We start from the raw sequence: 21,389 nt of genomic DNA on the forward strand, positions 1-21,389 counted from the left end.
GTTTAATACTGATAAAATCCTGAAAATAAAAGTATGTCATCATTCTTTGCATTTGATTGGTCAAACTCTACTAAGTCACCAATTATATGTCCAATAGAAGGTGCAAAGGTCATACCTAGCCAACCTAATCCCATAGCATATACTAAGTTTGAATAGTTTTCGTCTCTTCCTATAAGAGGAACGTCATTTGGAGTAAGAGGTCTAAAACCACTCCATGTAACTTCATCTTTCATTTCAAAAGGAATACTATACTCTTTAAAGTTTTTCTTTATACTATCTATTTGTTTTTGTACTACTTCTGGGTCATCACTTCCTAGTTCTAGTTTTGAAGTAAGTCTTACGTCATTGAATCTTGGAGTCATGACTATAAATAAATCATTAAATAGTGTTGATGTTTTTGGTTTTAGCTCTTTTGGCATAGTGAAAGTTATACTATAACCTTTTGCAGGAGTTAGAATAAGTTCTTTATTGCTTTTTTTAGCCAAATCAGTTTTGTACCCTGTTGACATAATAAAAGTCTCAGCCTCATAGAAGTTTCTATTTTGAGAATAGATATATTTTACTTTCTTGTTTTCATATTTTATATCTGTAATCTCTTCATTTAAGATAAACTCTACTCCTTCATCTTGTAAATACTTTTTAAGTCCTAGCATTAACTTCTTTGGATCTATTCGAGCATTTTTCTTAAATAAAATTGCTCCTTCTATTTTATCATTTGCAAAAGGCAGATACTCTTTAATTTTTGCATCATCAAAAATCTCAAACCTATCTTCATCATCTATATAGTTGTATTTCTCAAGTTTTTCTTTATATGTATGTTTTTGAGTAAAGACTGATAACATTCCATCATGATGAAAGTCAAAATCAATACCTTCTTTATAAACTAAATCTTTGTAAATATCAAGTGAGATTTGTCCATACTTTTCAAATAACATCATTGTCTTTTTTGTACGAACTTCATTTGCACTTTGTACAAATCTATATAACCACTTATAAAGTTTTAAATCTAAGTTTGGATGAAAGATAGCAGGAGATTGTCCCTTTAGCATAAGTTTTAAAGTGTTTGATACAACTCCAGGGTAACTTAATGGTGTTTTATCAAAAGAAGATAAAAGCCCTGCATTTCCAAAGGATGTTGCATTTTCAATAGTACCCTCGTCTATTACTGTAACTTGTCGTCCTCTTTTATGAAGATTGTAAGCACACATAAGTCCAACTATACCACCACCAATAACTATTACATCTTTTTTCATAGAAGTATCCTTTCAAATCCATATACTGAAATCATACAAAAGAAAAGTATATATTATAAAAAAAATTATATATAGTTTATTTTATTAAACATAGAATAATCTTTTGATTAACAAGCTTTATATTCTATTATTTTTACTATTATTGCAAAGGTTTTAAATGAGTTTATTTTAGATATTTCTTTTAGTGTTTGCTCTAAACTTTCATAAGAAATATTGTTTTGTGAAAAGATTTTATCAAGCTCTTTAGTATCAAGATTAAAAGTATCACATACTTGCTTTAAAGTTTTTGGTTCCAAAGAATCAAGCAGTCTATCCATATCACTATCTAGTGTGACTTTTTTATTTTGTGAAAAGATATTAAAAAACTCTTGAGTTAATTTTTTTAGTTTTTTTCTTCTTATTAATATATGTATTAAAGTTACTACAAGTAGAGCTATTCCTGCTACTTTATGTAAAAATATACTATCATCTGTAATTGAACCAATATAAAATTCATATGCAGTAAAGGAAAGTATAAACATCAGTACTATCAAAAAAATGATAGTAAGATACTTGTAGATAACTTCAAACATAAGGATTTATTTTTTTGCTGCTGTGAAGATGATTTCTACAAGAGTATTATAACTTGCCATATTTGCTTCAACACAAGCTCGTGCTGGCTTTTCATCTGAAACCCACTCGTTCCAAACTTCATTGAAAGCTTTAAAATCTCTATAGATATCTTTTAGGCAAATTTCTGCTCTTAGAAGATGATGTTTATCTGTTCCAGCTTCTTTAAATCTCTCTTCTGCTATTTCTAAAGCTCTTTTAGCTTGAACTTTGATATCTAACTCTTTATCATCAGATACAATTCCTGCAAAATATATAGTACCATTGTGCTCTACTATTCTGCTCATTTTTTCGTTTATTATTTTTCTAGTAATCATTTTGTGTCCTGAAAATTTTTAATTGAAAGTATATCATCCTATGATAAAGTTAACCTAAGTATTGAATATATAAAGATATAATAGCCAAAATCAAAAAAGGGACAAAATGTCAGAAATAAAAAAAGAGTTATATTCAATTGTTCACGATACTATGATACCTGAAGTTGAAAGTTATGTTGAGGATTTACATAAAGTTATTGAGAAAAATGAACAAACAGATGATACACTAGAAGAAGTTAGAGATATGGAATCTTTTTTAGTAGAACTTCAAAATATTCTTTTAGCATTAGATGAAGAAAAAATGGATGAAGAACAAGCAAAAGAGATTTTAGAAAAAATTCAAACTATGATTGCTGAGCACAGCGAACACTAAAGTACAAAGAGTCTAGCTCTTACTACTTTATAGTTTTAAAATAGACTTCTTCTGATATTATATCTTTAGGAGTCTCTACTCTGTCCAAATATACCTTACCTAATAAATGGTCATATTCATGCTGAAATATTCTTGCAACAAAATCCTCAAATACTACTTGTACCTTTTTATTATCTAGTGTAGTGTATTCTACTTCAATTGTTTTATGTCTTGGAACTAAAGCTCTAATACCTGGAATACTTAAACACCCTTCCCAATCTTTTTCTATAGTTTCTGATTTATTTATGATTTTAGGATTTATAAGTATCTCATCTTCCATAAGTGGAGCGTTTGGGTATCTGTCATTTGGGTGAGATGAGATTATAAGTATTTGATAGCTTTCAAAGATTTGAGGAGCAGCAAGTCCAACTCCCCTACTTGATTTTACACAATCAAGCATTTTCTTTATAATAGTTAATATCTCTTTTGAGTTTATATTTTCTACTTCTTTGGCTTTTTGTCTTAAAGCTTTTTCACCAAGTTTTGCTATTGGGCACTCTTTTTTCTTGAAAATCATTTAGGCCTCTTTTCTATATAATATTATAATATTTAAATACTTCTAGAGTTAATTCTTTTCTAAGATATAATCTTTTAAAATCGCTAATTAAAAGATTAGTTGAAAAAAACCATGTATCTTTTGAAGTTTCAATATATCCTACATACCATCCATGTTTATTCTCAGGAGAAGTAGCCCAGCCTGTTTTTGCATGTAATATGTATTTGTTGTTTTTCTCTTCTATCATAATCTTTTTTACTAACTTTAAATGCTTACTTTTAAAAGGAAGTTTTTCAGTATATAATTTTTTAAGAAATTCTATTTGTTCATAAGACGAAATTTTTATATCTCCACTTAACCAAAAACCTGTAAGGTTATTACCCGTTTTCATATTTCCATATTTTAGTTTTATTAAATAATCATTATAGATATCTAGAGATAACTTACTTGCAAAATATTGATAACACCAAACACATGAATATTTAAAAGCTGTTTTCAAAGTTTGGTTTTTATTCCATACATCTAAAAACCTTTTTTTTCTATCCCAAAGGATAATCTCTTTTTCATCTTTAATTACTTTAGTATCTAGTACAATCAATGAATTAGGTATTTTAAATGTAGATGCAGGTAATAATCGAGTATTTGCTCTTTTTGGATTAAATACATAACTTTTATTTGAGCTTAGTGATTGAATTACAATTGTACCTTTTACTTTGTTTTTCTTAAAAATTTTTTCTAAAGATAAATCATTATCAGCAAATATAAAATTGCAAAGAAATAATAAAAAAATAAGAATTTTCATAGGAAATAGTTTTTAGAATTTTCTTTTAATTTATTAAATATCTCATCAAATTGCGCAGGATAAACCCTTGCTCCACCAACAGTTGAGATAAAGTTTGTATCACCTATCCATCTAGGAAGTACATGATAGTGTACATGTTGTTCTATACCAGCACCAGCAGCTTTACCAAGATTCATACCAATATTTACACCTTCGCAAGGCATAACTTCTTTTAATAGTTTCACTGCTTGTCTTGCTCTTTTAGAAACTCTTAGCCAAGTCTCTTCTTCTAGTTCTTCTATTTTGTCTGTATGAAAATATGGAATCACCATCATATGCCCAGGAGAGTAAGGAAACTTATTCATAACTACATAACAAAGTTCATCGTGAAAAAGAACTTGATATTTTTCTTCCTCTTTATTTTTTGCTATATGGCAGAATACACACCCTTCTATTTTTTCTTCACTAACATAAGAGTATCGCCAAGGTGCATATAGATGTTCCATTATATTTCTCCTTGAGAAATAAATGAACAGTGAACAGTGAATAGTGAATAATATCTTAAATCAAACATTGTTTTCCTTAGCAGTTTTTATACTTGAGGTTAATATCTTTAGTAACTCGATTAAATCAGGACTTATACTTTTATGCATTTTATCATTTATATATGAAGAGTCTTTTAATAAATTTAACCAATAGTTAGTTTCATTTGCTTCTTTAATAGAAATATGTAGCTTTGATATAAAATCAGATTTAGATTGAGCGTACTCTGACTCTGCAATTAGTGCACCAATCGCAGTGCCACTTCGTAGTATCTGTTTTAATAAAATAAACTCTTTTTTCTCTTCTTGTAAATATTTAGTTAAATTTACAATTCGAAGAGCAAAGTCATAAGATTTATTTTTCAAAACATTATTCATTGTTCACTATTCCTTATTCATTATATAAGCAAGTGCTTATATAAAGTTTGGTGCATCATTTGCAAAAAGGATTAAGTCACCCTCTTTTGTAACTGATGCTAAAGTATCTTCTAGTTTTGATTTATCTTTTAATACAAATACTTTGTCTTCATCAATATTAGAACTAAGTAAGTGTGAGTTTAATTCACCCGTAACTATTGCTAAATCAAACTTCTCATTTATCTCTTTTGCAAGTAAAATATTTGCTTCAGAAGTTGACTCAACTAATCCTGGAGTGATAATAACTTTTCTTCCTTCATGATTAGTACAAATATTTATAGCTTCAAGCATACCTTCTAAGTTTCCATTGAAACTATCATCGATGATTATCTTACCACCTGCTTCTATTTTTTGAAGTCTATGTTCTACTTGTGGTAAATCTTTTATTGCAAGTTTGATTTCATCAATTGTCATCCCAAGCTCATAAGCTACTAAAATAACAGCTGTAAGATTTATTGCATTGAAACTTCCAAGAACTGGAGCATGGAAATGTTGTTGTTCCCCATCAATTAAAATATCAAACCAAATACCATCAAGATTTGACATAGTTACATTTAGATTATCAGGGAATTTTGTAATCTCATCATAATCTTGTTTTAAAGGAACTGATTCATGCACAAAACCTCTTAGCATCTTTGGAGATTTTAGTATTTCCATTTTTGTATGAATAATATTTTCTATAGTTTTAAAATATTCGATATGTTGCTCTCCAACACTTCCTAAAATACAATATTGAGGTTCTAAGTACATAGTGATTTCTTCGATATCACCTTCTTGTCTAGCACCAGCTTCTGCGATATATATTTGTGTATCAAGTGGTAAGTCTCTATTTACATCTAGAACTATTCCAGCGATTGTATTTACTGACCTTGGAGTTTTGTATACTTTGTATTTTCTTTTTAATACATGGTATAAATAGTTTTTAATAGAAGTTTTTCCATATGAAGCTGTAATAGCAATAGTTCTAAGCTGAGGAATAGTTTCTAATCTTTGTTTACCTTTGTGTTTAAAAGAGATAAAAAACATCTTTTCCATTAAGTATGTAACGGCAAGTGTTAAAATGATAGGTACAAAAATAGCCGTTGCATGACAAGATTCACTTAAAATACAAAGTAAGTGAAGTGCAAAAGTTATAAATAAAAGTACCCCTAAAAATCTTTTAACCCTAGAAGTTAAAACCAAAGACCTATCAAGTTTTCTATTCCAAAGAACAAAACTAGTCATATAAATCAAATAAAAATAGATAGAAAAATATAAATCAGGTAAAAGATGAAAAAGTACAACTGGAGCAGCAAAGTATGTGATATGCCATTGCCATTTGTGGTGTTTAAATAAAACTCTTTCTAACTTATAGTTATACCATTGTAAGTTTGTAATTAAATACCAACCTAAAGACATGATTAGTAAAACATGAGTAAATATATAAAAGTATTCTAGTATTTCCATTATTTTAATCCATTTTCAATTTTTTCACAAATATCTTTTGCATGTTTTAAAAAGAAGTAGTGGTCACCTTCATAGGCTGTAAAACTACTATTTTTAATTAGCTCGTGAATTTTTTTCCCAGCAGGAAGAGTTGTAGCAGTATCTGCTTTTCCCCAAAAAATCATAGCATTTTTTTCAAAAGAAGAAAAGATAAAAGAAAAGTCTTCATCTACTACATTTTTAAAAGTCTCATACATTTCATGACTCATTTGTTTTACATCATCACTTCTAAATGACTTTGTAACTTTTCTAAGTCCTAGTTTGTTAAAAATCTTTGCAAAAAAGATTTTTGTTTTAACATTGAAACTTTTCTCTTCTAAAATTCCAGCAGTACTTAGTAAGATAAGATTTTCAGGATTTATAAGTGTTGCAACTTTTCCACCAAATGAGTGTCCAGCTATTACTACAACATTTGTATTTAAAGTTTCTAAAAACTTCTTTATAATAAGTGAGTAATCTTTTGTAGTAAGAACATAGTCATTTGAACTTTTTCCAAAACCAGGCATATCAATATATATATGTCTAAAGTCTTGAAGCAAGTTACCAAATGCTTGTTTCATAATCTCTTTATTTGAACCCCAACCATGAAGAATAACTATATCCTTCTTTTGGCTAGGATTTACAATCTCATATGAGATACTAAATTTTCTTTCTTGTACTTCAATGCTTTTTAAAGCCAAATCTATTTACCTTTTGATGCTTGTATTTTGTTTACATATTCGTATGTTATTTTAATATCTTTTTGATTTGGTAAAGATTTAGCTAATGTTATTAATACATTATTAAAATCTTTAAATAAATAGTTTGCCATAGAACCAGGAATTGGATTTATCTCATTTAAATATACTTCCTCTTCTTGAACAAAGAAGTCACATCTAATAAGTGAACCATCAAAAGTATTGTTATAAATAGCTTTGAAAGACTCTTTTATTCTATCTTTAAGCTCTTCAGAAATATCAGCTTCTAAAGCAGCAGAAGTTCTAGCAAAGTCTAAATATTTTTTATCAAAATCCAAGAACTCAGCTTTTTGTGGTTCTTCAATGATAGAGAAAACAAACTCACCATTTATTTTAGTACCTGCTAAGTTATACTCTTTAATACCTGCAATAAATGGTTCTACAATAATTGCTTCATCAAACTCAAAAGCTACATCAAGTGCATAATCTAACTCTTCTTGAGTTTTTACAATTGAAACACCAATAGAACTACCTAAAGTAACTGGCTTGATAATCACAGGGAATGAGTGAACTTCTACTTTGTCATTTTTTGTATAATATTTATAATCAATAGCTTTTACACCAACACTATGGGCATAACCTTTTGTTAAAAACTTATTAAAACTAACAGCACAAGCACCTTTTCGTGGACCTATATAAGGAATATTTGCAAACTCAAATAATGAAGCTAATAGTCCATCTTCTCCATCACCACCGTGAGTTATATTTAAAACAGCATCAACTTCAAAAGGTTTTGTTCCAAACATAGCTTTCTTAGAAAAACCATCTTTTGAGAAGTTTAAAACATCACACTTTTTATACTCACCACTACTAAATAGTTTTGATTTTATTTTATCTGTTGGAATATGATAAAACTCTCTATTTGAATCACAAAAAATATAAACTAACTCTTCTTTTAAAACATCTTTCATAGCAATAGCAGAAACAATTGATATTTCATGCTCATATGATTTACCACCAAAAACTATTCCTAACTTCAATCTATCTCCTTTTAAATGTCCCATTTAAAAGGGACCCATTTCATAATAACTACTTTTTAGCAGGATTTATAAAAAATCCTTAAAAGTATCAAAATTCTAAAGAAAGCAACGAGTTGCTTTTACTATTATATTTTATTTTTGTAATTGCTTAAGTGCTTGTTTTACTAAATCACTTGTATTTGTACCAGTACAAGCTTTAAGTGCTTTTGATACAACATCTTTTTTAAATCCTAAAGACTCTAAAGCAAGAGAAGCTTCAAGTGTTGCATTTGAACCACTAACTGCTCCATCCTCATCATCTTCAACAATAAACCCTGATAACTCAACTAAAATTCTACTAGCACCTTTTGGACCAATACCTGGAACTCTTTTTAACATTGATACATCATTTTCACTAACAATTTGTGCAAAAGAGCTTGGTGTAAAGGTAGAACAAATAGCAAGTGCTACTTTTGGACCCACTCCATTTATCTTGATAACTGTGTCAAATAATTTTTTTTCATTGGGGTCTAAAAAGCCATAAAGTGTTTGAGAATCTTCTCTAATAATGTGAGTTGTATGAAGCTTAACACGCTTATCTGTTACTTTTGAGCTACAGTTTACTGAAACAAAAACCTCATAAATTAGACCATTTACATTAAGGTGTAAGTGAGTTGGCTCCTTTTTCTCAATGCTTCCTTCAATACCTACAATCATATTTTTCTTTCAAAATTTTAAATTTTCTTTTTGTTTTATATACAATAAATAATATTCATTATATAATATTGAAGCTTAATATCAAGGTTGTTTTGATGATTGAATTAATTACAAAAAAAATAAGTAATAAAATAATAGTTTCACTCTTTATTTTAATGTCTCTTTCGAGTTTAATAGTAACATATATGACTACTGAACAAGTAAGAGCAGACTCCATTGTTACTACTAAAAAAAATCTTGACATGCTTAATACTGCAATGTTTCAAAGCTTAAGAAATGCCATGAATACAGGAGATCCTGCACAAATTAAAAAAGCAGAAGATGAAGCTGCTACTATTGAAGGTGTTAAAGAACTTGTAATTGCAAAAAGTCAACCTCTTATTGATATGTACGACCCAGGTGCAAAATTTACTACAGACCCAGATATTTTAAAATCATTCAAAACAAAAGAGAACCAACTGTTAGAAACTGATGATGAAGAAGGTCATAATCTAAGAATGATTAAACCAATGGTTGCAACACAAGAGTGTTTAATGTGTCATGCTAATCAAAAAGAAGGTGATGTAATTGGTATAATGGACCTTACATTCTCACTTGCAGAATCTGATGATAAAATTAGTACTTTAGTAATTGAAATCTTAATGGTATCTACAGTATTTGGCTGGATTACTATTGGTTTAATCTTTATAATTGTAAAAAGAGCAACAAAACCTATTGCTACACTTAAAAGTGGATTTGAGAACCTTCTTAAATCAAATGACCCAAGTATTAAACTTGATGTTGAATCAAAAGATGAGATTGGAGAAGTAGCAAATCTATTTAACTCTTATATGGATAAAGTAAGAGCAGGTCTAAAACAGGATGAAAAAGTTATTGAAGAAGCAAATGATATTTTAGAAAAAACTGGAAATGGTTTCTTTGTATACCAAGTAAACTCAACTGCTTCTAACCCATATGTTGAAGATTTAAAAAATAAACTAAACTCAATGATTAATCATACAAAAGAGACTCTTGATAGAATCAATGATACTCTTAAGAACTACTCTGAGTCTAAATTTGATTATAAGATAAATGATAAAGGTATTTATGGTGATTTAGGTTCACTAGCTGCTGGAATTAAACTTGTAGGTAATAATACATCTGAAATTTTAGCGATGATTATGAATACTGGAGATTCACTTAAAGAGAGTACTCATACTTTATCAACTGCATCAAATCAGTTGTCTACATCATCAAATCAACAAGCTGCATCTTTAGAAGAAACAGCTGCTGCATTAGAACAAATTACTGCAAATATCAAAGGTAATACTGAAGCTTCTAATGAAATGTCTTCTTTAGCAGGGTATGTAACAAAATCTGCACAAAATGGTCATAGCCTTGCAAATGAAACAGCTGTTGCTATGGATGATATCAATGCACAAGTTAGCTCTATTAACGAAGCTATTGAAGTTATTGACCAAATTGCTTTCCAAACAAATATTTTATCACTAAATGCAGCTGTTGAAGCGGCAACAGCTGGTGAAGCTGGAAAAGGGTTTGCCGTTGTTGCAGGTGAAGTTAGAAACCTAGCTTCTAGATCAGCTGAAGCAGCAAAAGAGATTAAAGAATTAGTTGAAAAAGCAACACAAAAAACAAATACTGGTAAACAAATATCTGATAATATGATTACAGGATATGAAGAGTTAAATCAAAATATTAACTTAACTATTGAAAAGATTGAGCAAGTTGCAAATGCTTCTAAAGAACAAGAAGCAGGAATTGTTCAAATCAATGATGCAGTTAACTTATTAGATAGAGCAACTCAAGAAAATGCACAAGTTGCTGACCAAATCTCTAAAATGTCAAGTGATATTGCTAATATGTCAGATTCACTTGTAACAGCAGCTTCAAGAGCAAGCTTCTTACAAGAAGCAAGAGAAGAAGTTTGTAATGTAGATTTAGTTTATGATACAGCTAAGTTAAAAGTAAATGTACTTGGTCTTAAAGATGATGTTTACTCTAAACTTGGTTCTTATGAAAAATGGACTACATCATCTTGTTATACTGTTTCTGATTGGATTAAAGAGTATTTAGAGATTAATCCAAGTTGTGACTATAGTGCAATTGAAGACCTTGAAAAACTAAATGTAAGTTTAAAAGGTAAACTTCAAGAACTAGTAGATGCAAATGCTGCTAAAGCAGATAATGAAGTTCTAAATGAAAAAGCTAAGGCTGTTGAAGTAGAGTCTTTAAGAATATTTGGAACACTAAATAGTCTGAAAAAAGAGGCTTGTAAGAATAATAAATAAAAAGGTTTAAAAACCTTTTTATTTTAGTTAGCTGCTTGCATACTTTTAATTAATGCTTCTAACTCATCATCAGAAACTACATCTGATGTTTCATCCCCCGATATATGTTTAGCAGAAGAAGCAATATTATACTCTTTTGAGTCAATATTGTTAGTTTCACAAACGTGATTTACAACTCTTTCTATTTTTTGTCTATGTAAGTCTTGATGCTGTAATAAACCGAAAGAATTAGAAATCAGTTCTTCAATTTTTTTAGCTTTATGTAATGGAAGATCAAGTTCAGAAATAATACTGTCAACATTTTCTAAATTTTCATAAATAGAAACAGCATTGTTTTCTGACTCTTTAATCACATCACATAAATCTTTTATAAGATCCTCGTATGTCATAATATAACCCTTTATCAAAAGTAAGAAAAGTGTATCTTATTTTACCTTAATAATATTATGACTAATTAGTTATTTATAACTACAAAAAAGATATTTTAGTGAATTACCTCAGCAACGAACTCAGTTGCATATGAACCTTTTGGAAGAGTAAATTGTAACTCCATCCAGTTTTTTTCTTCTTTAAAATTTGTTTCAATTTCTTCAGGGAAAATCCATGCAAATCTTCTTGCACCATCTTCTTTGATTTCAACATCAAACTCTTTTTCAATATTTTGCGCTAAACCATCTGCTTTTTTAACTCTTTTACCACAAAGAAGTCCAGTAGCAACTCTATCTCTTGCAAAGAACTTTTCAGCTTCTTCATTTAAGTTTTCAACATGGAATATCTTTCCATAAGGATAGTGACTCATTAAGTCACCAGGAATAAGTTTGAAAGGATGCTCTTGTTTTTTCATATCTTTAACTACATCTAATGGTAATTCAAGTTTTTCATAAATCTCTTCAGCTTTAAAAGAGTCAACTAGTTTTGAAACTTCTATTCTCTTTGAAAGCCAATTATTGAAAAGGTAACTTTGATAAGAGTTAACAAACATCTGTTTTAGTTTTCTATTTCTCTCTTTTAGTTCACCTTTTACTATCGCTTCACCTTTTTTATAGTTATCACCTTCTATTCCAAATCTTTGAAACCCAAAATAGTTTGGCATACCAAAAGTTGCAATACTTTGAACTGCTTGTTCAATCTTTTTAGCATCAATTAGATTTACTCTTTTTAGTCTAATAAAGAATTTATTTCCTTTTAAATGCCCTACTCTTATTTTATTATTGTGTCTTGTTACATCTAAAACTTTTATCTGTTCATGGTTAAAGCTATTTAGTTTTTCTTCAAACTGCTTTGGAATAGAAATATGCTGAATCGTCATTGCATTCTTATCTTTCAATCCTGCATAACCTATATCTCTTCCTTTACATCCTAAATGTTCTGAAAATATTCTAACTGCATCCCATGTAGTTAAATCTTTTTTTCTAAACTTTACAATTAAATGTTCACCTTCTCCACTAAACTCATATAGAGGTATTTCTGTTACAACAAAATCATCTTTGTTTTGTTTAAATAGAACATCAATCTTTGAATGGTTTAAATACCTTTGAACTTTTTCCACATTTTTCCTTATACTTTATTAATCTTTGAAATGATGATTTGCGCACTCACAAGAGTATTTACCCTTAACTGCTTTGGCAAATATACTTAATGGCACATCATACTTTCTTGCTATTTTTTCTATTTTTTCTTTATGTTTTTTATCAAATGAGAAAAGCAATTCATACTCTTCCCCTGAACAACCTATATCTTTATCAATTTTTTCAAAAAACTCAAATCCAACCTTACTTTGTTTTGACATTCTTTCAAGCTCAAAAAATAAACCATCAGATATGTCCATAGAAGCATTTACATATTTTGAAATTTTATAGAAAAACTCTGCATTAAGTTTTGGTTTTATAAATTTAGATTTCTTTGATATTTTTTCGCCTAAGAATAGTTTTTCTAAATCTCTTTTAGATGAGCCTAAACTTCCTGTGTAACAAAGTAAATCATCTTTTTTTATTCCACTTCTAAGAATTGGCTTTTTTGTTTTAGAAATAATTGTTACTGAAATATCTAGCTTTATATTTGAGATTGTATCTCCACCAATAATTTCAATACCAAACTCTTTGGCTACTTTTTTAAAACCTTTTGCTAACTCTTTTAAATCTTTATTAGTGTACTCTTTTGGAATTGCTACAGTTAAAAGTGCATATTTAGGCTTAGCATTCATTGCAATTGCATCTGAGATATTTACTAGCATTGCTTTTTGAGCTATTTGTTTTAAACTCATCCACTCTTTTTTAAAGTGAACATTTTCAAAAAAAGCATCATTGCTATAAACCCATTTACCAATAACAGCACCGTCATCACCAATAAGTTTTGTATTACTAACAAACTGTTTTATAAAAAAATCTTCTTTATTCATAGGCGAGATAATAGCATAATTGTACTTGCTTTCTATTTTAATTATTTTTTTGTATAATACGCCAATTTTATTATTAGGAGAAGAAATGCCAAAAATTAACAAATATGTTGATATTGATACTGTAGAAAGAGAAGCAAAGAAAGATTTAATTGATAGACATTCACCATTTATTCACTGTGCTGAAACTGCTAAAAAAGGTGAGCCTTTTGAAGTAACTGTTAAAATGGGAAATGAATATACTCACCCAGATGATTTTGATCACTATATTGAGTCTGTTTCATTATTTAATGGAGAAACTCTATTAGCTAAAGCTACTTATGTTCCAGGAACACTAGGTAATGTTAAAGCTCACAATACTACGACTTTTACAATTATCCCAACTTCTAAGAAATTAAACTTAGTTGCACATGGTTACTGTACTAAGCACGGAATATGGGAATCAACTCCTGTAGTTGTGCCTGTAGAAGACTAATCCCAATTATTATAAAAAAGGTAGAAGTATTTTACTTCTACCTTTTTTTATGCCTAAAACTTATCTTCCTTTCTTATTACAACTTAATATACATATAAATTTATCAAAAATATATACTTACTAAAATCTAAGAGGTTTTCCATAAAAACGTACATCACTATTCGCTTATCTAGACAAGTTCTATATCTTGTATAGAATACCTGTAACTATCATGTAATTTTAGTCATTTATACTTCCAGCATCAAAGATGTATAGACAAGTATAAAGGAATAAAATTGGTTAAACCAATATATATGAAACTTCATGATGAAATATTAAAAAATATAAGAAATAACAAATACAATTATTGTGATAGATTACCATCTGAAAATCATTTTGCCAATGAATTTAATGTAAATAGACATACTGTAAGACAAGCACTTCAAATACTAAAAGACGAAGGAGTAATATATACTGTTAAAGGAAAAGGTAACTTTATCTCTAATATTAAAGTTCCCTATTCTATTTCTGATAAAAGTTCATATTCTCAAAAAATTTTAGACTTAGGATATGAACCTAAAACAAAACTTTTAAGTGCAGATATTATTACACCAAGTGATGAAGTTGCTCAAAACTTGGGCATTAATAAAAAGCTAAATGTTATTGAAATTAGACTGTTAAGATATGCAAATGGCTTGCCAATAACAGTTTCTCATTCATATTTTGATGCATATAGATATAGAGAGTTAGTAAATCACTTAGATATAGAACCTTTCTCTTTATATAGCTTACTAAATACTTGTTATCCCCAATTAGAAGTAACAAAAGTATCGACTGTATTCGAAGCACTAAACTCAAATTCAGAATTAAACAAACTTCTTATGCTTCAAGCAAACACACCAATAATTGCAGCAAGTACAATATCAAAAGATCAAGATGGAAATTTCGTAGAGTATGGTACTTCATTCTCTAGAGCAGATGCAGTCAAAATAAAAGTAGATTTAATAAATAAGGAGAAAAAGAAGTGATTAAAATGAAAGACCTAACTTTAGGTTATAAAAAAGAAAAAATATTAAAAAACATTAATTTAAATGTTAAAAAAGGTGAGTTTGTTGGAATCATTGGCTCAAGTGGAGCTGGAAAATCTACACTTCTTATGTCAGTTACTGGTGGAATTAAAGTTTTTGATGGAAAATTTGAAGTTTTAAACAATGATATGAAAGGTATAAAGAAAAAAGATCTTGTAAAACTAAGAAAACAAATTGGAATTATTTTTCAAGGCTACTACTTAGTTGATAGATTAAGTGTACTTGACAATATTGTAAGTGGGATGCTTAAGGATATACCTTTATCAAGAGCACTTATTAAACACTATAGAGAAAAAGAGCTAAAAAAAGCAAAAGAGCTTATGGAGATAGTGAGTATTCAAAAGCACTCATTTAAAAGATGTGATGAACTAAGTGGTGGACAAAGACAAAGGGTTGCAATTGCAAGAGCTCTAGCTGCTAATCCAAAAATTATTTTAGCAGATGAACCAATTGCTGCACTTGATCAAAAGAGTGCTAAAAAAGTAATGAATATCTTAAAAAAAGTAAACCAAGAACTCGGTGTAACAATTATTGGAAACTTTCATCATATTGATGTTGCACAAGAGTATTGTGACAGAATACTTGGTATTAACAAAGGAAAAATTATTTTTGATGGAAAAGGAGAAGAGTTAACAGAAGAAATTTTAGATCAAATTTATGAGGATGATAAATCTTACTTATCAGACTCTGATGATGATAATTAAATACAAAACTTGGCTTTGATTTAGTGAGCCAATAATCACTTATCAACTGAAAGGATAGAGATTGGGGTGAGATGACTCTAAACTATAAGAGTAGTTTAGAGTTATCTTTGAGTAGAAGATTTAAAAATTACGGAGAAAAAAATGAGAAGAGATTTTTTAAAGAAGATTGTAGTTGCTACTACAACTTTAACCTTAGGTATTAGTACATTAATTGCTGATTCAGCTAAATGGCCAGAAAAATTAACATTTGGTGTAATTCCTGTTGCTGGTTCTACGTCTATGAAAGAAAACTTTGGTCCTCTAACTAAATATTTAGAAGATTCACTAGGGATTAAAGTTGAAATGAAACTTGCTGGAGACTATACAGGAATTATTACCGGTATGGCTCACAATCATATTGATTTTGCATACTTAGGACCAAAATCTTATGTTGAAGCAGCAAGAAGAGCAAATGCAGAAGCTTTAGTTGTTGAAGTTGATGGTGAATCTGGCTTACCAGGTTATAGAGGAACAATCATTACAAAAAAAGGTTCTGGCTTAAAAACATTAGAAGATATTAAAGGTAAAAAGTGGGCATTCACTTCTTCTCAATCAACGTCAGGAACTTTAGTTCCAACTGTAATGTTTTCTAAAAAAGGAATTGACCCTAAAAAGTACTTCTCTAAAGTTATCTACTCAGGTGGACATGAAGCATCTATTCTTTCTGTAAAAGCTGGAAAAGTTGATGCTGCATCTACAAACAATCTTGATTTTAATAGAGGATTAGGAAAACAATGGACAAAAGATGAATTCAATGTAATTTATACTTCAGAACTAATTCCAGGTGCTCCTGTAGCTATAAAAAAAGAGTTACCAATTTCTTTAAAAATGGCTCTTAAAGGTGCCTTAGTTTCGTATAAAGATGCAGAAGGTCTTAAAAGACTTAAAAACAAAGGTTTCATTCCTGGTGATGATTCAGTTTATAACTCTATTAGAGAGTTAATTGAACTAAAAAAGAAATTAAAAGCTCAATAGTATAGCTTTAAACTATCTGCATTTTGCAGATAGTTAGATATAAAAAAAGGAAATAATAGTAATGGAACTAACTGAATTAAAAAAAGGTTCATCCCCTTTTAAACTTTATACATTCCTAATAATTGGAATTTCAATTTATGTAATTTTCCAAAGTTGGATTGATACTGAGATGAGTTTTAAATCACTATTTGATGGTTGGCATCACATGGTAGATTATATAAAAGGAAACCCAAATATTGAAGGAAGTGCTTACTTTCCACCAAACACAAATACAGCAGATATAACTGTATATTTTTGGTCAATGCTTGAGACAGTACAAATGGCGGTAATTGCACTTTTACTTTCAGTAATAATTGCTGTTCCTCTTTCATATATGAGCTCAAGAAATATTTTACTTATATTAATTCCAGGACAATCTTGGTTTCATAAAGGATTAAGATCATTTCTTTATGGAACATCAACACTGTTTGCAAATATATTTAGATCAATCAATGAGATAGTTTGGGCTCTTATTTTTGTAAGTGCAGTAGGATTAGGACCAATGGCAGGTATTTTAGCACTTGGAGTTCATACAGCTGGTGTATTATCAAAATTATTAAGTGAAGGGAATGAAGCAATTGACCCAGGACCAGTTGAAGCTCTAACAGCTAGTGGTGCAGGTTTTATCAAAATATTAATTTATGCTGTAATTCCTCAGACAATGCCACACTTTATATCAATGGTTTTATATAGATTTGAAAGTGATGTAAGGTCTGCTTCAATATTAGGTTTTGTAGGAGCTGGTGGTATTGGTTTCTATTTATTTGATAAGTTAAGAGCTTTTGAAAATGCTGATGTTTGTACTATCTTAATAGTAATTGTTACAACAGTATGGGTAATTGACAAGATAAGTGCATTAATTAGAAAAAAATATATTTAACAACAATTAAGAAAACCCCTTTATATAGACTTTTTTAAAGATACAAATGAACAAAAGGATTCTTATTGCAAAAAAAAAGGAAAAAAATGAAACGTGAAGATGTAAATAGTTTAGCTCAACTAGTTCCACTTACTGAGCTTGAAAAGATTTATAAAAAAATTGATCAAGACTATAAGATTAAAGTCTTAACTAAACCAACGGAACAAACACTTTTAGTTCCAGTTAAAGATCCCATTTCAGGTGGTTCTTTTTATGCGGGGGAAGTACTAGTTACCTCAACAATTGTTCAAGTTGAGAAAACTAAAGGCTGGTCGATGGTAATGGATTTAAATGAAGAGAAGTCTTTATATATAGCTGTACTTGATGCTTGTTTTGAAGCAAATATCTATAAAGAAAATATTAAATCACTTCTTTTAGATGCAAAACAAGGTAGAGAAGAAAGTATCAAAAAAACAAACAAGAAAGTTAACTCAACAAGAGTTTCTTTTGACTTAATGTAAGGAGAAAAAGTGGAAGCAGTTGATATTGAGAAATTAAATAGAGATAACTTTAAATCAATGATGAATGCACTGTCAATGCCAGGTAAGGTGGAGAAAATTAGTTCACTCTTTGAGTCATCATTTTTAGCAATAGCAAATACTCTTTTATACTCTGAGGTTAGCTTTTACTATAAAGGAAAAGAAGAATTTGAATTAATTAAAGCAATAACAAACCCAAAAGATGAAAAAGCGAATAAAGCTGACTACATTTTTTGTGATGAATTAAATGAACACCTTTTTAACAAAGGCAAAATAGGAACTTCAAAAAATCCTGAATTTTCTGCAACTTTTATTTTTAAATGTAAAGACTTTAATGGCTTAAAAATAAAATTAACAGGTCCTGGCATTGATGGGGTGAAAGAAGTAGAACTTCCTATCGATGAATCTTTTGTTGACTCTTTCAATGAGAAAAATTCTTACTATCCATTAGGGAATGAAGTTTTCTTTTTAAATGAAAATAGTGAAATCATTGCTATTTCCAGAACAACTAAAATGGAGGTTATATAATGGCTTATTATGCGATAAAAGGTGGGGAAGAAGCTATAAAAAACTCTTTGGATTTTTATTCAGATATAACTTCTCATGCTCAAAAAATTGATGATAAAAGTATCATTGAAGGTTTAACTTATTCTATTGATAGAGTTATTAGTGAAGGGTCTTTATACTCTAAGAAATTAGCAGCACAAGCTATAAAAAGAAGTGCTGGAGATTTACTTAATGCTTCATTTTTCTTAAGGGCTCATAGATCATCTTGCCAAAGAATTGGCATTTGTAAAACAATTGATATAAATGATATGAGATTAACAAGAAGAATTTCATCAGCTTTTAAAGATATTGAAGGTGGTCAATTACTTGGTCCTTCAAATGATTATGAAATTAAGTTGTTAATTGATTTAAAAAATGAAGAAGTAGAGATTGAAGAGTATAGTAATAAAGATAATATTATAAAATCTGCTTTAACACCTCTACGAGAAGATAATTTAATAAAAACATTACCAAAAGAAGAAGAACCTTGGGATATTACAAGAAGTTATCCAACTGAACCTTATCCTAGAAGTGCAGTTTTACAAGTAATGGCAAGAGCTGAAACGGGTTCACTTTTATGTGTTGGATATACAACTATGAGAGGTTATGGAGATATTCACCCTACAATTGGTGATTTAAGAATAGGTGAATTAGATGTTGAGTTTACACATCCTTTTACAAAAAATGAAGTAAAAGTTGGAACTATAGAAGCTACAGCTGTTGAGTGTGTTGGTACTTTTAATCAAGATGAAGATGGAGATACAAAACTTACAACTGGTTTTGGTTTTTGTTTTGGAAAAAATGAAACAAAAGCTATTTCTATGTCGATGATTGATTTATCACTTTATAATACTCACTATTCTGTGGGTGGGGAGCACGTAATTGCAGCTGATTTTGACATGATTATGCACCATTTAGATGGAATAGAGTCTTATGGTATGACAAATCACTTTAAACTGCCACACTATGTGACATTCCAAACTGATTATCAAATCTTTAAATCAGCACAAAAATATACAGAAGAAAAAAAAGAAAATGAAAAAGGAGTTGAAAAATGAGATATGCATTTTTAGATGAAGAAGCAAAAAAAGAGATTAGAAGATCTATTTTAAAAGCTATCGCAATTCCTGGATATATTGTAGGCTTTGCTTCAAGAGAACTGCCAGTAGCACGTGGTTGGGGAACTGGTGGATTACAAGTTACATTATCAATCATCAATGAAGAAGATACTTTAAAAGTAATTGACCAAGGTTGTGATGGAAGTGTAAATGCTGTAAATATTAGAAATTTTATCAAGTCAGTTACAAAAGTTGAAACTACAACTAAAACGCTTGATGCAACTATTATTCAGACAAGACATAGAATTCCAGAGATTGATTTACAAGAAGGACAAACATTAGTTTTTCAAGTTCCAATGCCTGATATTTTAGAAACAGTTGAGCCAAATATCTCAAAAGCTAAGCTTTTACATGCAAATGCTGATTATTCTAAGTTATGGGTTTTACTATATGAAGATACATCTATGTTTGGAGATTCAAGAATTTCAAATAGATACCCTGTAATGGTAAATGACAGATATGCAATGGATCCAAGTCCTATTCCAAAATATGATACGCCAAAATTAAATGATTGTAAAGCTTTACAAATTTTTGGAGCAGGAAGAGAAAAAAAGATTTATGCTATTCCTCCATATACTCATGTAGAGCCTTTAAAATTTGAAGATAGAGAGTTTAAAGTTGAAAACTTTGAAGGAAAAGCTTGTGCAAGATGTGGAAGTACTCATAGCTTCTTAGATGAAGTATATGATGATGAAGGTAAAGCAACATACTATTGTAATGACACAGATTATTGTGATACTCAAAAAGAAAAACAAGGAATTAACTAATGATACTAGATATGAGAAATGTATCTAAAGTTTTTGGAAAATTTTGTCCAAAATGTTTAGAAACAACTGGTGCAAATTATAACAGTTCTATTTGTCCTACTTGTAAAAGTGTTGTTGGGGTAAATGATATAAATTTAACACTAGCTAATGGGGAAGTATTAGGAATAGTAGGTGAGAGTGGTAGTGGAAAATCTACACTTTTACAACTAATTTATCAAGACCAAAAAGCAAGTCTTGGAGAGATTTTTGTAAAAGATTTTGTTGGAAAAGATGGAAAGAAAAAAAATATTTTAGATGCTAATTTAAATGAGTTATCACATTTAAGAAACTCTTTAATGTCTATGATTTATCAAAACCCAAGATTAGGACTTAATTATAACTTTTCAGCAGGTGGCAATATTGCCCAAAAAGTTATCATGAGTGGAAATAAAAAGTATGATGAGATTAGAGATAGAGCTTTATATTTTTTAGATAAAACAGAAATTCCAACAAGTAGAATTGATGCTTATCCTGAGTACTTTTCAGGTGGACAACAACAAAGAATCCAAATCTCTAAAGCTTTATCAAGTAATCCAAAAATTTTATTACTTGATGAGCCAACAACAGGACTTGATTTATCAGTTCAAGCTAAGATTCTTGATTTAATCAAAGAGTTACAACATGAAATAGGTTTTGCTATGGTAGTTGTATCCCATGATTTAGGGGTTATCAAACACTTAACAGATATTACAGTTGTTATGAAAAATGGACAAATTGTTGAAAGAGGATTAACTGATCAAATACTTGAAGATCCTCAACACCCATATACACAATTACTTGTGTCATCAATTCTGTAGAGGCTAACTCGTTAGCC

General features: G+C 29.4%; 26 protein-coding genes. 12 read left to right on the forward strand and 14 right to left on the reverse strand.

Translation table 11 applies throughout. The features are described 5' to 3' along the window. Positions 1–2: 2 nt before the first annotated feature. The 3 genes from CRV02_RS02025 to CRV02_RS02035 all read right to left on the reverse strand — a co-directional run bounded on the left by CRV02_RS02025 (position 3) and on the right by CRV02_RS02035 (position 2,179). Entirely contained in the window at positions 3–1,253 is a 1,251-nt protein-coding gene (locus tag CRV02_RS02025; protein WP_129088932.1) for an FAD-binding oxidoreductase, read from the reverse strand. Positions 1,254–1,360: 107 nt separating this feature from the next. After that, the gene (locus CRV02_RS02030) at positions 1,361–1,774 is read right to left on the reverse strand and encodes a hypothetical protein (RefSeq protein ID WP_129088933.1); all 414 of its coding nucleotides are present in this window, start codon (positions 1,772–1,774) and stop codon (positions 1,361–1,363) included. A gap of 57 nt (positions 1,775–1,831) precedes the next feature. Beyond that, a complete protein-coding gene (locus CRV02_RS02035) occupies positions 1,832–2,179 on the reverse strand; it encodes a RidA family protein (protein ID WP_129088934.1) in 348 nt (115 codons plus the stop codon). Positions 2,180–2,285: 106 nt separating this feature from the next. Between CRV02_RS02035 and CRV02_RS02040 the strand changes: the two genes are divergently transcribed. Beyond that, entirely contained in the window at positions 2,286–2,552 is a 267-nt protein-coding gene (locus CRV02_RS02040; RefSeq protein WP_129088935.1) for a hypothetical protein, read from the forward strand. Between the two features lie 22 nt (positions 2,553–2,574). On the opposite strand, the gene def is transcribed toward CRV02_RS02040, so the two are convergent. The 8 genes from def to ruvA form a co-directional block, all read right to left on the reverse strand. Next, positions 2,575–3,108 (reverse strand): peptide deformylase, encoded by a 534-nt coding sequence (gene def / locus CRV02_RS02045; RefSeq protein WP_129088936.1) that lies wholly within the window; start codon positions 3,106–3,108, stop codon positions 2,575–2,577. A 13-nt stretch (positions 3,109–3,121) separates the two neighbouring features. Beyond that, a complete protein-coding gene (gene blaOXA, locus CRV02_RS02050; protein ID WP_129088937.1) occupies positions 3,122–3,889 on the reverse strand; it encodes a class D beta-lactamase in 768 nt (255 codons plus the stop codon). Then, complete coding sequence (locus CRV02_RS02055) at positions 3,886–4,374, reverse strand: HIT domain-containing protein (protein ID WP_129088938.1); 489 nt, start codon at positions 4,372–4,374, stop codon at positions 3,886–3,888. Before CRV02_RS02055 ends, blaOXA begins: the two co-directional genes overlap by 4 nt. A gap of 60 nt (positions 4,375–4,434) precedes the next feature. After that, complete coding sequence (locus CRV02_RS02060) at positions 4,435–4,788, reverse strand: four helix bundle protein (RefSeq protein WP_129088939.1); 354 nt, start codon at positions 4,786–4,788, stop codon at positions 4,435–4,437. Between the two features lie 36 nt (positions 4,789–4,824). Further along, on the reverse strand, positions 4,825–6,273 hold the full coding sequence (locus CRV02_RS02065) for a UDP-N-acetylmuramoyl-tripeptide--D-alanyl-D-alanine ligase (protein WP_129088940.1): 1,449 nt from the start codon (positions 6,271–6,273) through the stop codon (positions 4,825–4,827). Further along, positions 6,273–6,992 (reverse strand): alpha/beta fold hydrolase, encoded by a 720-nt coding sequence (locus CRV02_RS02070; RefSeq protein WP_129088941.1) that lies wholly within the window; start codon positions 6,990–6,992, stop codon positions 6,273–6,275. The genes CRV02_RS02065 and CRV02_RS02070 overlap by 1 nt, the downstream gene beginning before the upstream one ends. Positions 6,993–6,994: 2 nt before the next feature. After that, positions 6,995–8,029 (reverse strand): D-alanine--D-alanine ligase, encoded by a 1,035-nt coding sequence (locus CRV02_RS02075; RefSeq protein ID WP_129088942.1) that lies wholly within the window; start codon positions 8,027–8,029, stop codon positions 6,995–6,997. A 132-nt stretch (positions 8,030–8,161) separates the two neighbouring features. Then, positions 8,162–8,725, reverse strand: a complete 564-nt coding sequence (gene ruvA / locus CRV02_RS02080; RefSeq protein ID WP_129088943.1) for a Holliday junction branch migration protein RuvA — start codon at positions 8,723–8,725, stop codon at positions 8,162–8,164. A gap of 95 nt (positions 8,726–8,820) precedes the next feature. Here ruvA and CRV02_RS02085 point away from each other — a divergent pair, with 95 nt between their 5' ends. Continuing rightward, positions 8,821–11,013: a methyl-accepting chemotaxis protein gene (locus CRV02_RS02085; RefSeq protein WP_129088944.1), complete on the forward strand. Its 2,193-nt coding sequence runs from the start codon at positions 8,821–8,823 to the stop codon at positions 11,011–11,013. A 23-nt stretch (positions 11,014–11,036) separates the two neighbouring features. Here CRV02_RS02085 and CRV02_RS02090 read toward each other — a convergent pair whose 3' ends face one another. The 3 genes from CRV02_RS02090 to CRV02_RS02100 all read right to left on the reverse strand — a co-directional run bounded on the left by CRV02_RS02090 (position 11,037) and on the right by CRV02_RS02100 (position 13,411). Continuing rightward, on the reverse strand, positions 11,037–11,402 hold the full coding sequence (locus CRV02_RS02090; protein WP_129088945.1) for a hypothetical protein: 366 nt from the start codon (positions 11,400–11,402) through the stop codon (positions 11,037–11,039). Positions 11,403–11,497: 95 nt separating this feature from the next. Continuing rightward, on the reverse strand, positions 11,498–12,562 hold the full coding sequence (gene truD, locus CRV02_RS02095; RefSeq protein WP_129083944.1) for a tRNA pseudouridine(13) synthase TruD: 1,065 nt from the start codon (positions 12,560–12,562) through the stop codon (positions 11,498–11,500). Positions 12,563–12,580: 18 nt separating this feature from the next. Next, a complete protein-coding gene (locus CRV02_RS02100) occupies positions 12,581–13,411 on the reverse strand; it encodes a thiamine-phosphate kinase (RefSeq protein ID WP_129088946.1) in 831 nt (276 codons plus the stop codon). 85 nt (positions 13,412–13,496) lie between these two features. Here CRV02_RS02100 and CRV02_RS02105 point away from each other — a divergent pair, with 85 nt between their 5' ends. The 10 genes from CRV02_RS02105 (at position 13,497) to CRV02_RS02150 (ending at position 21,372) form a co-directional block, all read left to right on the forward strand. Beyond that, positions 13,497–13,883 carry a class II SORL domain-containing protein gene (locus CRV02_RS02105; RefSeq protein ID WP_129088947.1) on the forward strand — a complete coding sequence of 129 codons (387 nt, stop codon included), beginning with the start codon at positions 13,497–13,499 and terminating at the stop codon, positions 13,881–13,883. A gap of 275 nt (positions 13,884–14,158) precedes the next feature. Continuing rightward, complete coding sequence (locus tag CRV02_RS02110; RefSeq protein ID WP_129088948.1) at positions 14,159–14,890, forward strand: GntR family transcriptional regulator; 732 nt, start codon at positions 14,159–14,161, stop codon at positions 14,888–14,890. A gap of 5 nt (positions 14,891–14,895) precedes the next feature. After that, complete coding sequence (phnC, locus tag CRV02_RS02115) at positions 14,896–15,654, forward strand: phosphonate ABC transporter ATP-binding protein (protein ID WP_258239208.1); 759 nt, start codon at positions 14,896–14,898, stop codon at positions 15,652–15,654. Positions 15,655–15,795: 141 nt separating this feature from the next. Then, a complete protein-coding gene (gene phnD / locus CRV02_RS02120; RefSeq protein WP_129088950.1) occupies positions 15,796–16,668 on the forward strand; it encodes a phosphonate ABC transporter substrate-binding protein in 873 nt (290 codons plus the stop codon). A 61-nt stretch (positions 16,669–16,729) separates the two neighbouring features. After that, positions 16,730–17,587: a phosphonate ABC transporter, permease protein PhnE gene (gene phnE / locus CRV02_RS02125; protein WP_129088951.1), complete on the forward strand. Its 858-nt coding sequence runs from the start codon at positions 16,730–16,732 to the stop codon at positions 17,585–17,587. Between the two features lie 86 nt (positions 17,588–17,673). Further along, complete coding sequence (locus CRV02_RS02130) at positions 17,674–18,087, forward strand: phosphonate C-P lyase system protein PhnG (protein WP_129088952.1); 414 nt, start codon at positions 17,674–17,676, stop codon at positions 18,085–18,087. A 9-nt stretch (positions 18,088–18,096) separates the two neighbouring features. Then, positions 18,097–18,633, forward strand: coding sequence for a phosphonate C-P lyase system protein PhnH (gene phnH / locus CRV02_RS02135; protein WP_129088953.1), 537 nt, complete (start codon positions 18,097–18,099; stop codon positions 18,631–18,633). Further along, positions 18,633–19,709 (forward strand): carbon-phosphorus lyase complex subunit PhnI, encoded by a 1,077-nt coding sequence (locus CRV02_RS02140; RefSeq protein ID WP_129088954.1) that lies wholly within the window; start codon positions 18,633–18,635, stop codon positions 19,707–19,709. The genes phnH and CRV02_RS02140 overlap by 1 nt, the downstream gene beginning before the upstream one ends. Then, on the forward strand, positions 19,706–20,536 hold the full coding sequence (locus tag CRV02_RS02145; RefSeq protein ID WP_129088955.1) for an alpha-D-ribose 1-methylphosphonate 5-phosphate C-P-lyase PhnJ: 831 nt from the start codon (positions 19,706–19,708) through the stop codon (positions 20,534–20,536). The genes CRV02_RS02140 and CRV02_RS02145 overlap by 4 nt, the downstream gene beginning before the upstream one ends. After that, positions 20,536–21,372, forward strand: a complete 837-nt coding sequence (locus CRV02_RS02150; protein ID WP_129088956.1) for an ATP-binding cassette domain-containing protein — start codon at positions 20,536–20,538, stop codon at positions 21,370–21,372. Before CRV02_RS02145 ends, CRV02_RS02150 begins: the two co-directional genes overlap by 1 nt. The last annotated feature ends 17 nt before the right edge of the window (positions 21,373–21,389 follow it).

It is taken from the genome of Arcobacter sp. CECT 8989 (assembly GCF_004116715.1).
Classification (GTDB): Bacteria; Campylobacterota; Campylobacteria; order Campylobacterales; family Arcobacteraceae; genus Halarcobacter.